A 13,135-nucleotide genomic window follows, 5' to 3' on the forward strand; every position below is an offset into this window, starting at 1 on the left:
TTTTTTAAGTTTCTGAGGTTCTGAGATTCTGAGATGCTAAGTTTTTTCCTCTTTGGAACCTTTTATTATTTGTTTTTTTTTGCCACTAAGGCGCTAAGTCACAAAGTTTTTTACACAAAGTTTGTCATTTCGACGTAGGAGACCCGAGCGATAGCGAACAGGCGAAGCAAATCCTCGCAAGTAGCTCCGCAATCAAAAGCCATTCTATGTCGATCTTGCAACGAAGATTTCTCCTGCGTCGAAATGACATAAAATGAGAACAAACCTTTGAACCTTCTCTATCAATTTTCATAAAGCCATTTTTGGGCCATTACTATAACTTCTTGCTCTATAGTATCCAGACTAACATCTTTATAATACCAATTGACCTGGCCTGCTATCAAATCATCCCAAGCGTCATCAAGAACAGACAAATCGATTATGTCTTTGTCTACATCAAAGTCGCAATACAGATGCAGCATTCTTTTCAGGTTCCCTCTCACATCGTCATATTTTACTACTTTATTTAGAAAATATCTTATATGACTTTTTTGAGATTCCTCCTTGTTTTTTGTCGTTAGATTCAATTCTGAGAGAACGGCTTCGAGATAAGGCTGAACTTCATAGCAATCAATTGGTTTATAGAAACAAGCCAAGTTATAAATAGCTTCACTCTCATAACCTGAATTGATCAATTCGATTGCCCAGTCTTCGATTAGATCGATATTGAGGTATTTGTTAAAATGAAAGGTCAGGATGTAATCTGTGAGTATTTCGAAGTCTCTGTTTACTAGTTCCATGTCTGTTTTTTTTGCCACTAAGGCACTAAGACGCTAAGTTTTTTGTTCTTTTTGTCTGTTCTTTTTTGACACTAAGACACTAAGACGCTAAGTTTTTTTGTTCTTTTTGTCTGGATTTAATCTTGCAATCCCGATAGCTATCAAGAGCAGATCCTCAAAGTTTTTTCCCTTAGTATCTTAGCAACTTAGAACCTTAGCATCTTAGAACCTCAGCACCTTCAAGTTAAAAATCCCCATAATATACCTGAAAGCAAGGTAATTTAAGATCATTTCTCCAGGTGTCGACAACTTGATTTCTGTCGTCCAGAACGAATTCTATAAAGTATTTATCTTTGATAAACTCATTGTAGATTTCGGTTTTTACGATCGAATCTTTTCGGCTGTCTTTGGTTTTACGCATGATCAGGTCGTCATATTCGATTTCGTGTTTTTTCAGGAATCGCAATGTTGGTTCTTTGTATTGATCTTCTCTTCCTGAAACCAGCAATATATTATATCCCAGTTTCTTGTAATTTCTCAACACATTCGCGACCGGATTATTGATTTCGTCTTCATCACATTTACTGGCATCAAAAGGATTTCTTCCGTTCATTAAAGCCAGCGTTCCGTCAAGATCGCAAATTATAGCTTTTGGCAGATCAGAGTTTTGAGGGCAGTATTCGAGATTTTTATTCACTTTTTTTATCGGTTTAAAATCAAACTTTTCTTTTGTTTTTTGCAATTGATGGTACATGTTTTCAATTACCTTTTTTGGCACTTTTCGGTCTCTCTTTTCATTTCTGATAAAAAGCTCTTCTAATGGTAAATCAAACACTTTGAAATCAATATTGGCCATTTCGGCAAAATCATTTATCGACTGTTTTATATAATCTGATTTTACATTGCAAGTATCCAGAATCACATTCCAACCATTCGAAAGCAAGGTTTTAATCTGTCCGTTTACAATTTTCGAAATCATGCTTTCATATGCCGGATCCAAAGTTTCCTGAAATTGCGAAAACCTGATTTCATCACGGCTTATTCTCATCGTTTTAGATTCGGTTCTCACCTTCCACTCTGCAAAAGTGCTTTTTCCCGATGCCGGACAACCTATAAGTATCGTTAATGTTGGTATCTTTTTCATTGTATAATCTTTGTTATAATCTTGGATCTAATGTTTTTTCTATCTCTTCGTTATTGATTCGCTTCAAAAGCAACAAACGCATCAGGTAATTTTCGTCATCTAAATCTTTATACGGAATCTGAAGCATTTTTTGATTGATTTCCCAACCGTTTATCGATTGCTCCATCTTCTTTTTTACATTTCGTTTTTCTAAATAATGATCAAAATCCTGATGAAAATTCACGCCGTAAATCATCGTTAGATAATTGTTGTTTCTCACTTTAAAACAAGGTGGCAGATTTTTTATATAATTCTGAACCGGTTTAATCATGATGCCTTCTTCATTGTCATTCGTTAGTTTTTCAAAAAACGAATAGATTTCTTTTAGCTTTTCTTCTTTACCAGAAACCGTAAATTCTACATGCAAAAAGGCATCATCGTTTACCAATTCATACGTTAAATTACTGTTTGGCAATGTTTCATCACCGGAAGCTGTAACTATTTTCAGGATTGTAAAAGGTTTAAAATGTATTTCACCTTCATTCCCAAAAGTCTCAATCTGGTTTTTAAACACATGTAATGATTCTTCCTGTTTGGCTAAATCCGGAATTTTCACGCTTCCTAAAGCTTCATACTGACGCACAATATGCGACTTATGTTTGCTGCCAAATTCTTTTCTGCTAAGCGCTTTTTTATCTGAAAGATACGTTGTAAACGCTTCCGATTTTTTTACACTTTCTAATTTTTCAAGTAATCCTGAAGATTTTAAATACTCATTATGCGTTTTTAAGGCATCGTAATATCCTGTAAATTCTTTTTCGATCAATCCGGCTCCCAAAACTTTCCAAGGCAATAATTCCGAAGCAATTAAAATAGTTTCAAAATCAGGAAAAGCAATTACCATCTTAGCATGCAATTCTTTCAGACTTTCAATGGCTTTTTCTACATCGATATGATCCATTTTAAAACCGTTTCGGGAAACAAAATAAGTTTCTTCAAGATTTCTTTTCAGGTAAATGGTGCAGTACGAACCCATGTATTTTTTTTGAACCACAAATTCGTTTACGCCTTTGCCTAAATAATAGTTTACAGCTTCTTCAATGCTTTCTATTTCATTTTTAGACGTGCTTTTTAGCGCCGGAGAAATAGTTGGCGAAAAATCATTTATTTTATTAGTACAAAACCAGTCGATTCTGTTTCTTACTTTATAGTCTAACATTTTTTTACTTTTTTTGAATGATTACGGCACTTGTTGGGTAAACTCCTTTTACACAATCTCCTATTCCGTAAAAGGTTTTAGGATTTGGAAAAATTTCATTGATCAACGCTACAAATTCTGAGTTTGACAATTCAAAATCGTGATTGTCGTGCCTGAATTCTTCTGTTAGTTCATAATTTACATTAAAATCTTTGTCTGGCGTTGTTACAAATAGCTGCGTAAAGTTTGTATTGTCCCTAATCCAGATTAACAATGCTTTTGCTTCTTCAAGCGAATTGTGCTCAATCACTTCACTCAAAATAATCTGATTTTCAAAACCTTTAATCTCATCTAAACTTTCTATCCATCGCAAGTTATCTGCATTTTCTATTGCGACGATTTTATCTGCGACATGCTTAAAATCGACCTCATCGTATGCATAATATTCTTGCGTAAATCCTTTTTTAAGCAATAATTTAAAATATTGTAATTCGCCACAGCCAAAATCTAAAACAGGTTCATCAAAATTGATTTTACTGCAGATAAATTCTTTTCTGGATTGATGCGTGTCTGTAAAAACAAACTGTACTTCGTTGTCAAAATAAGCTTCTAATTGTGGTTTGAATTTTTCAAACTGCACCGGCGAACGCATGATTCTTTTGATAAAAAGATAAAACACAAAATACGGAATGCCTGAAATATTGGTTAACATCGTGATATGCTTCTGAATAAAATAGTCATCGATGTACGTGTAAACTGCATATCTATTGGTAAAGTGCGAAAACAAAGCGACAAGCGAAAATTTCTGCAAAGCTTCTCTAACGGTTTTACCTTCAATCTTTAATTCGAAATTATTCCCAATTTTATGCTGCAATGAAATTCCCTCGATGTATTTTGACAAAAGATAGTTTCCGTTTTTGTACCAACCTGAATCAATAAAAAAAGTTTCTACTTCTATGGTACATTTTTCTGTATCAACTTCATTGTAATTTTTCTCTAACCAGGAAATTGTCGTTTCACCCAAACTTGTGTTTTCTTTATACAAATGATTGAAAAATTCTGTCGACATGTTCAAGGCCAATAAAGGACTGCAGTAACTTTGAAAATCGATTTGATTTCCTTCCTCGGGCAGATAACTTTTTTTGCCATCTAAAAAAACACAATGATATTCATTGGCAGAAATTACATTTCCAATCACAATTCCGTCTTTTAATTCTTTTAAATATAAACCTTTATCCGTATTTGGATTTTTATAAAGGATATCTAAAAAGTATTTATTCTCTGATTTAAGTTTTATAATCATTGTGTCTATTTTTGTTTGACAAATATAGCTTTGCCACTACGCGGTTATTTTGCGCAGTTAAATTTTAATTTTATTCTTCTTCTCTATTAAACGGTTTTTCAAATGTAGGGCGAATCATTTTCCAGATAATCTCCGAATAATTTTTACCATTCAGCATTGCAAACAAAACTCCCGGATATTGACAAGTCATGAAATACAAAGCAGTTTCTTTGCGTGATTCCAGAACTTTAAAATCTGCCTTACACTGAACTTCTATTACCGAATATTTATTTTCTAAATCCCTTTTAGTTTGTTTTACCCAATCGAAAAATTCATCCGGAACACGTTCCAAAATTTCTTCCATTGATTGATTGGTTTTCAAATATTCCCAGATATTCAAATTCGAAACCTGAGTGATGATTCGGTGTAAACGAAGGTATTCATCAAATTTAATTTTTACCCGAAAGTTGTTCGCATATTTAATGATAAAACCTTCTTTATTGGCGATATCCATTTGTTTTAAAGTCAAAATATCTTTGATTCCGTCGTATTTTTCAACTACAGGAAAACCAATATCTTCAAGCGGAAATTCCTCTCCGGATTGTGTATCGATAATGGCCAGTAAAACCAGTTCTTCTGATGCGCCGTAATCTAAAACAATTCGGTTTTCAGGATAAATAATTTCAAAGAGATAGGTTTTATTTTTATCCAAAAGCGGCCATGAATTTCTGTATTTTCCGTGCAGCATTTCATTCGCCTTATCCGACTGAATGCTCGAAAAAGAACCGCGACTTGCCATAAAAGGAACTTCATCAACCCAATATAAAATTCCCATTGAACCGTCCATTTTATCGTAAACCTCAAAAGTCGATTCAGGAAGAATTTGATTTTCCATTTCACCTAAATTGAAAAACTTAGCAAAAGGTCTTGCAACGACGTTTTCATTTTTATCTAAAATCAAACCTCTGCACGCTAAAGTTACCTCATTCCAAATTCTCTCGAACTGAGCATTTTGGGTATAATTATAAATATATAAATCATGTTCAGGATGTTTGTTTACCCGCACATAATTTTTTGAAATCATTTCCTTTAAAAGCGTTGTATTCATTAGTTCTTATCTTTAAACAAAGATTCAAAAGGAACTGCGCAGTTATTTTGCGTAGTTAAAAATATTATTTTTATTGATATTTGCATTTGTATTAAAATTCCATGTAAATGAAAGTATACTGGTCAAAAATTATCATAATAAATATTCTGCTTGGCTTCCTATACAGTATATCGATTTTTCTGTATTACAAACCAAATCAGTCAACGCTCTTGTACCTTTTATTTGATCGATATTTGTTTTTCTACCCTATTTTAGCTTTTTCATTATTGTTATTTGCTGTAGTTGCATTCAGGGTTAGAACAAGAAAAAATACAGATAATACCGGCGTAACATTGGCAATAACTATTTGCTCGTTATTGCTTACAGCAAGCATTTTAATCACTGGATTTCTTTGGATGATGATTGGAATAGGAAGATAAAATCTTGCATAAGTTTAAAAATAATTTTCATCTTCATACTTATATTCAGACGTATTTCTCATTATTAATATTCTTGTTTTCAATACTTCAACAAATATTGAAAGCCATTTTTTTAAATGATCAAAATTGACATTTTCATTCCTAAAAAGATATTCTTTCAAATCAGGAAAATAGTCTGCAATTTGATTTTTTGTATAAAGTTCTTTTCCTTTCTGAAGTGCAATCGTCTGCGCTATTTGAAAAGCCATTGATTTTAAAATATCTTCTTTTTTACTACCTTTTCCAAAAGAGGCTATTTTACTTAAATCTATAGTTTCTAAAGCCATAATCTTTTCATCCAGATTTCCTTTCAAAGCACTTTTTATCAAAACCCGATATTCAGTTTTGCTCATAAAAGATAAAAGCATTCTGGTACTTCTTAGAAATTTCAAATTTATATCCCGCACCAAAAGCTTTGTTATTCGATTTTCCTGTTTTTGTTCATGAAACCGGTAAGTATAAAACAATGCATTATTTAACTCATCTGTCGTTCCTTTATAAACCTCAACTAAATGACCGTTTTTACAAACAGCAAGATTGGCATTGATTACTTTTTCAGGAAAAACCGGAACAATTGATTTGCTTAACTCTTTTGATAAAGTCAATTTTTCTACTATTGTTTCCGGCATTTTTTCAACAAAGAAAACTAAATCGACATCGAGCGAATTTTCAGATCCAAATATTTGATAAATTGGTGTTTTCATGATTTAAAATTTTTCGTTTAGCATATCAATTCGTTCGTTATGGCAAGTCAAAAAACCATTCTCAGATTTAAATTCTCCAAAATTTTGAAACATTTTTAACCAGGAATCAACATATTGCTGTAGAATCATCAGAACCATAAATATAATATGGGTACGGAAAAGTATTTTTCATTTGTAATTATCTTTTGATAATGTAAAGATTTTGCTTTAATACGCAGTTATTTTGCGCAGTTGAAACAATTCGTATTGAGATACATTTTTTTTCAGATAGACCTTTATCAAAGTTTAAAACTTTGACAAAGGTTGACAATTGGAATCGAGTTTCTTGCGTATCCTTCGATTTCGCTACCAATGACGTATTTGGTATTGTCAGGCTGAGCGGAGTCGAAGCCCACGTTTCAATTGGAGCGCCCTTCGACTTCGCTCAGGGTGACACCTAAGAATACGTCAGGATGACAAACAGAACGACAAAACCACGAACTCATTCAAGAATCCGTGGTTTAAATTTAATCAATTAATAATTGCATAACTGCCGCAGCATTTATCGCCCATTGTGCATCATAAACCTCATCGGCATTTTGATCTTCGGTGATGGTTAAACCTTGTGCTTCCGCTTTAAGTTGTAACAAGCTACCAATATTCAATTTGCTGCTTAGTTTTGCCAATAACGCCTGAACTCCTTTAAAATCCAAACCTTGTACAACTTGTCCTCCAAAGGTCATCTCTAACCAAATGATTTCTCTTTTGGCTACATCCAACACTCCGAAAACCAAACCTTTGGCAACATTTTGCGTTACACGAACCTGGTGATCTACACAAGACGGATCGTATGCAACTCCAGTTTTCTCAGAGATTTTCATCGGGTGTTTACTGTTCATCCAACCCACAACAAGATTTGGCGTGATACTTCCGTTGCTGAACGCATTGCAGGTAAAAGTTACAAATTTTGCTTTGGCTTTCGCCAAATCGTCAATGTTGATGTTGATATATTCAGCGGTTCCAATTTTAGCTGGAATACTTCTGATATCACCGCTATGTTTACAACCAACAGTTTCCAATCGGCTGAAAGAACAGATATCGGCTTTATCTTCGTAAGCAATATGACAACTTAAATCCATATCCAGGTGTTGCGCTGGCAAATCTGCACCCCATTGCATAAACAATCGCACTTCGTTACCTTCTATCGGGAAACGTGTTCCCATTAAAGCAACCGGTAAATCCTGAACATTTTCGCTTCTATCACCAATCGAAACTGGCATATTAAACAACTGCGGATCGATATAGATCGTTTTGTTTGGGTTTTCGATTGCCGCAAATCGCTTTTTCATCGCCAAAAGACACAACGCTTCAATTTGATTTTTCATCGCCTCTAATTGCTCTTCGTTGTACAAATTCAATAAACCATTTGCCGGAATTCTTTTGTTGGTTCCACCTAAAGGTTTCACGCTTCTTTGCATGTTTTTATCAAAATAATTTTGAGCATACATGTTCAAAGTAAATACCAATCTGGCAGGAACTTTATCTATAATTTCTTCGAAATGAGCAACTGTTTCATCTGCACCAAACCATAGCATATTCGAAAATAAAGAGCGTGCAAACAATCCTGGACGTTGTTTTAATAATGAAAATGTTTTATCGGCATCAAATTTTAATCTTGAAGAGTTTACTTTACTTTGCCAAACGTCGTACACTTGGTTGTAGAATACATCCATTAAAAAATTCAATTTCTCAAATCCTTTTCTTTTGCTGTACTCCGCCAAACGCAACGCTCTGATAAAACGAACCCACATTCCTCTTTTTGGGTGCATGATTTCGCACATTGTTTCAACATCCATATCAAGATTATTCAACCAGGATGCCACCATTAAACATTCTTTTCTTGAATATTTAAGTTTCAAATCTTTTTGAGACGCAACTTTCGCCTGCGCACTTGTATCTAAAGGATTATAAAAATGTGTTGCGTTTTTAGATATTCGTTTAATGATGGTTTTTGGCTCAATAATTTGCAACAATCCTGTATTCTTGAACCATAAATATCTTAAGATATCTGTTGGCGATTTAAAATACTGAAACGCATTTTCGGCTTTACCTTCTTCAATTAAAACATCGATTACCAACATCAAAGTTTCCTTCATTGCGATATCTACTTTTGGTAATGGGAAGTATTTCAACGCCTTTTTTAAACTATCTGCCTGCGTAGCATCTAAAGCGGTTTTAGATTGCAATAATGATTTGTAGAAATCTTCCAATTCCTTTTCTGACCATAAATCCAAAACTTTTAATTTGCTTCCTTGTCCGTAATTTTCGATTTTTCCAAATTCAAACGGAGTTCCGCAAAACGGACATCCATTGTATCTTTCTAAAGGAAAAGTATTGTTTGGGATAATATGTCCGCATTGTAAAGTTGTTCCGTTTTTTGTTTGAAAAAAATTGGCAAAAAAAGTTGCAACGTGATCTATGGCAGATTCTCCGGTTGGAATATTCCATTCTTTAACCAAAGGTGCCCAATTTTTATCTGTTCCTAAAACTTCTTTTAAGATTTCTAAAACCTCTAATTTATAATTCGGGTTTACATTATTTAAAGCGTATAATAACGATTCGGAAAACGTAAATCCGAGTTTTGAAACATTGGCCACGAAAACCGATGTTGATCCTGATAATTTTTTAATATCATTCGCAATCATTTCTGATGGAATGAAAATAGCGTTTTGACGCAAACTGATTTTTAATAATTCTTGTGTTTTCATTTTTTTAATTTTTAAAATTTAGATAATGGTGTTTCTGATTTCTACCTAAAAGATTTTGAAGTAAGAAACACTTGACCTGAAATTGGAGTGTAATTGATGAACTGTTTTATCTGATGGGTTTCCCCGAGAAGTAAGTTAATCTTGACCCTCCTTTTTTATTAATGATGATTTTAAAACTTGTTCGGACTCGAACCGAAAGTTACCAATTGTCTGAAGTAAGTTTTAATTGACCATTAATTGTGAAACAGGTGGGATTCGAACCCACGACCCGGACATTAGAAGTGTACGAAGTAAGTTTTGATTGACCTGTCAGGATAATTTCAAAACTACCTGCTCTAACCGCTGAGCTACTGTTTCATTTTAAATTGAATAAAAAGGTAATGGTATGAGTAGTACGTTGGAAAGTGTTTCGAAGTAACTTATACTTGACCTGTTTTATTATTATTTTATTTCTATGAACGTTTGTTTTTTATTTCTTGACAAAGATTTCTAAACTAGTGCGCAATTATTTTGCGCAGGAAAAAAGAATCTTATTTTTGTAACCTTGATGAGATTCGAACTCATATTCCCTTTCGGGCATTGCGGCTCTAAATACGCTTCCCTACTTTCCCTAACGATTTCGGTGCTTCTGTAAATTCTACCCATTAGTCCGCTCGGGTCTAACCGGAATATCCGCAAACTCTATAGTCAGTAATTTTTCTATAGGCTTTTCCTTTTAAGCTACAAGGCCTTTCGTTTTGACATTACAAAGATTTCAAAACCACTACGCAATTATTTTGCGCAGTAAAAAAAGAATTTTATATTTGATTAAATATTATTAAGCAAAATCGCGTAAGCCCCATTAGAAACGGCACATTTATAATTTTTTTTAGATTTAATAAAAACCAATAAAGTCCCAGAGGGACGACATATTTATAGCAATTTTCCAAAATAATTTTCAAGAACCCCAGCGCGGTGACATATTTTATTGATTAAACATAAAGGCTGAAGTGTCGCTCCGCCGGAGCTTTTGATGCTCTTGTGATAAATTGCTATAAATATATGGCTCCGATGGAGCTAATTACAATTCTAAATATAATTACCTATAAATATTACACCCCATAAGCCTTGAAATAAGATTTAAACAAAAAACAATATGAATTTACAGGAAATTTATTCTGATTTACTTTCGAATATTGGCTTTTCAGCAAATGCCATTCAAAAAAACTGGCTGGATTTAGAAAAGGCCTATTCCAATAAATCAAGACATTATCATAATCTGACACATATTAATGATATGATTCTCTGTTTTGAAACGTATTCTGATAAACTTCAGAATCCTGATGAAATACTATTTTCGATTTTTTATCACGATTATGTTTATAAGAGTTCTAAAAAAGATAATGAACTCAAAAGTGCCGAATATGCTTTGGCTATTTTATCTGAAAATACAACAATAAATAAACAATTGGTTTTTGATGCCATTTGTGCTACGCAACAACATCAGCATAATGAAATTGAAGATATTAATTGGCTTATCGATTTTGATTTAAAGATTCTTGCCCGAGATTGGGACGATTATAAAATCTATTTTGAACAAATTCGAAAAGAATATCGCATTTATCCTGATTTTCTATATAAACCCGGACGTGCAAAAGCGTTGAAACATTTTCTGGAGCATGAGTTTATTTTTCAGACTGAGGAATTTAGGAAATTGTATGAAGAGAAAGCAAGGCTTAATATTGAAAAAGAAATTTTGTTGTTGACGTAGATATTACGTTATGTTAAACCAGACAGGTTTTAAAAACCTGTCGGGTTTGCCTTCAAAGACGATGATAACGAACAGCATATTAGGAACGAGAAGATTGGAATAGAAAATTTAATAAAATAGCGCAAAGTTTTTCTCTCGCAGATTTAGCAGATAAAGCAGATTTTTTATCCCTTATTATCTTTTAATCTGTGGCATTAAAAAAACTTCGCGTCTTAGCGCCTTCGTGGCAAAAACCCTAAAACTATGTCACAAAACAAGAACGCCTTAATACGGTACAAAACCATTGACAAATGTCTGCAGAATAAATACAGGCAATGGACTCTGGAGGATTTAATAGAATGCTGTTCTGAAGCTTTGTTTGAATATGAAGGTCGGGAGAACCCGATTAGCAAACGAACGATTCAGATGGATATTCAGTTAATGCGGAGTGAAAAACTGGGTTATAATGCACCAATTGTCGTGTATGACAAAAAGTATTATAAATATGAAGATGATGAATTTTCGATAACCGATATTCCGCTTACGGAAACGGATATGAATGTTTTGACGGAAACTGTTTCGATGTTGAAGCAATTTAAGGATTTTTCTTTGTTTAATGATGTATCGGATATTCTGCAGCGACTGGAGGATAAAATCTACTCGGAGAAATCGCATACAAAACCGGTTATTTATCTGGATAAAAACGAAGGATTGAAAGGTTTACATTATTTGGATGAAATCTATCAGGCGATTATTAAGAAGATTGTTCTCGTGATTACGTATAAATCGTTTAAATCGAGAGAGGAAAATAAATTTCATTTTCATCCTTTTATCCTGAAGGAATTTAATAACAGATGGTTTTTAATAGGAAAGAAAAAAGGTTCTCAGCCAATTACCAATTTGGCGCTCGACAGAATTATAGCGATAGATTATGATTTTAACCTCCCCTATCTGGAAGAAGATTTTGATGCGGAACTTTTTTATAAAAATGTAATTGGCGTTACGGTAAATACAGGATTGCCGCCACGAAAAATCGAACTTTGGATTGATGCTGTAAATGCACCTTATGTTCTAACGAAACCTTTGCATAACACGCAAAGACTGATTAAAGAAAATGAGGACAAAAGTATTATCGTTCATTTGTTAATTTCTCCTAATTACGAAATGGAACGCATTCTGTTAGGTTTTGGTGATGGAATTGAAGTAATTAAACCTGAGAATCTACGAAATCGTATGAAAAAGATCCTTGAAAAGGCAATTTCACGCTATAGTGCTGAAGATAAGACTGAATTAAACGCATGATTTTTTACAAAATGTAGAATTAAATCTTAATTTAAAACCATAAAACGATTTTTACAGCATAAAATTTGTTAAAATCTCAAAAAAGAATAGTATATTTCAATTAAAATTAAACCATAAACCACTCTAAATCAGAGTTATTTTTTTACTAACCAAAAATTTATCATAAATTAATATGCATGCATAGTATTTTTTGATTATATTTGAAATCGATATAGTTACATATGAAAGAGAAAACAATAGATTATATTTTGAGAGCTACATGGCAAGCTGTATCAAGAATGTACAACGAAGAAGCTGCAAAATACGATGCCACAATGGCGACCGGATTTGCACTTTTGAGTATTGACAAAGAAGAAGGAACTCCGTCTACAGCTTTAGGCCCAAGAATGGGAATGGAAGCTACGAGCCTGACCAGAACATTAAAATCGATGGAAGACAAAGGTTTGATTGTTCGCAAAAAAAACCCAACCGATGGCCGTGGCGTTTTGATCTACCTGACGGAATTTGGAAAAGAAAAAAGAGATTTATCTAAAAATACAGTTCTGAAATTTAATGAAACGATTAGAAAACATGTTTCTGATGAAAAGCTGAAACATTTTATCGAAGTTTCTGAAATCATCAACGAATTGATTCAGGACAAAAATATATTTAATCAAACAGAAAACACAGGAAATGAATAATCTCTCTTGAAGAGAAAATTCAAATTCTACCCAAAAAACAAATTTT

11 protein-coding genes and 1 tRNA gene are annotated in these 13,135 nt (G+C 33.3%); 3 read left to right on the forward strand and 9 right to left on the reverse strand.

Features of this window, described 5'->3' with window-relative positions:
- Positions 1 to 281: 281 nt before the first annotated feature.
- The 9 genes from LNP81_RS24805 to LNP81_RS24845 form a co-directional block, all read right to left on the reverse strand.
- The gene (locus tag LNP81_RS24805; protein ID WP_230040018.1) at positions 282 to 779 is read right to left on the reverse strand and encodes a hypothetical protein; all 498 of its coding nucleotides are present in this window, start codon (positions 777 to 779) and stop codon (positions 282 to 284) included.
- A gap of 223 nt (positions 780 to 1,002) precedes the next feature.
- Positions 1,003 to 1,902, reverse strand: coding sequence for a phosphatase domain-containing protein (locus LNP81_RS24810; protein ID WP_230040020.1), 900 nt, complete (start codon positions 1,900 to 1,902; stop codon positions 1,003 to 1,005).
- A gap of 13 nt (positions 1,903 to 1,915) precedes the next feature.
- Positions 1,916 to 3,100: a DNA ligase-like domain-containing protein gene (locus LNP81_RS24815; RefSeq protein ID WP_230040023.1), complete on the reverse strand. Its 1,185-nt coding sequence runs from the start codon at positions 3,098 to 3,100 to the stop codon at positions 1,916 to 1,918.
- Positions 3,101 to 3,104: 4 nt separating this feature from the next.
- Positions 3,105 to 4,382, reverse strand: coding sequence for a class I SAM-dependent methyltransferase (locus LNP81_RS24820; protein WP_230040024.1), 1,278 nt, complete (start codon positions 4,380 to 4,382; stop codon positions 3,105 to 3,107).
- Between the two features lie 70 nt (positions 4,383 to 4,452).
- Positions 4,453 to 5,469 carry a T4 RnlA family RNA ligase gene (locus LNP81_RS24825; protein ID WP_230040026.1) on the reverse strand — a complete coding sequence of 339 codons (1,017 nt, stop codon included), beginning with the start codon at positions 5,467 to 5,469 and terminating at the stop codon, positions 4,453 to 4,455.
- Between the two features lie 241 nt (positions 5,470 to 5,710).
- Positions 5,711 to 5,851, reverse strand: coding sequence for a hypothetical protein (locus LNP81_RS24830; RefSeq protein WP_230040029.1), 141 nt, complete (start codon positions 5,849 to 5,851; stop codon positions 5,711 to 5,713).
- Positions 5,852 to 5,902: 51 nt separating this feature from the next.
- Positions 5,903 to 6,631, reverse strand: coding sequence for a hypothetical protein (locus LNP81_RS24835; protein ID WP_230040031.1), 729 nt, complete (start codon positions 6,629 to 6,631; stop codon positions 5,903 to 5,905).
- Positions 6,632 to 7,137: 506 nt separating this feature from the next.
- A complete protein-coding gene (locus LNP81_RS24840; RefSeq protein WP_230040033.1) occupies positions 7,138 to 9,378 on the reverse strand; it encodes a hypothetical protein in 2,241 nt (746 codons plus the stop codon).
- 240 nt (positions 9,379 to 9,618) lie between these two features.
- Positions 9,619 to 9,735 (reverse strand) — tRNA-OTHER (locus tag LNP81_RS24845).
- A 778-nt stretch (positions 9,736 to 10,513) separates the two neighbouring features.
- Between LNP81_RS24845 and LNP81_RS24850 the strand changes: the two genes are divergently transcribed.
- The 3 genes from LNP81_RS24850 (at position 10,514) to LNP81_RS24860 (ending at position 13,089) form a co-directional block, all read left to right on the forward strand.
- Positions 10,514 to 11,128 carry an HD domain-containing protein gene (locus LNP81_RS24850; protein WP_230040035.1) on the forward strand — a complete coding sequence of 205 codons (615 nt, stop codon included), beginning with the start codon at positions 10,514 to 10,516 and terminating at the stop codon, positions 11,126 to 11,128.
- A 243-nt stretch (positions 11,129 to 11,371) separates the two neighbouring features.
- Positions 11,372 to 12,409 carry a helix-turn-helix transcriptional regulator gene (locus tag LNP81_RS24855; RefSeq protein WP_230040037.1) on the forward strand — a complete coding sequence of 346 codons (1,038 nt, stop codon included), beginning with the start codon at positions 11,372 to 11,374 and terminating at the stop codon, positions 12,407 to 12,409.
- A 221-nt stretch (positions 12,410 to 12,630) separates the two neighbouring features.
- Positions 12,631 to 13,089, forward strand: coding sequence for a MarR family winged helix-turn-helix transcriptional regulator (locus tag LNP81_RS24860; RefSeq protein WP_230040039.1), 459 nt, complete (start codon positions 12,631 to 12,633; stop codon positions 13,087 to 13,089).
- The last annotated feature ends 46 nt before the right edge of the window (positions 13,090 to 13,135 follow it).

This window comes from Flavobacterium piscisymbiosum (assembly GCF_020905295.1).
GTDB classification, from domain to species: Bacteria; Bacteroidota; Bacteroidia; order Flavobacteriales; family Flavobacteriaceae; genus Flavobacterium; species Flavobacterium piscisymbiosum.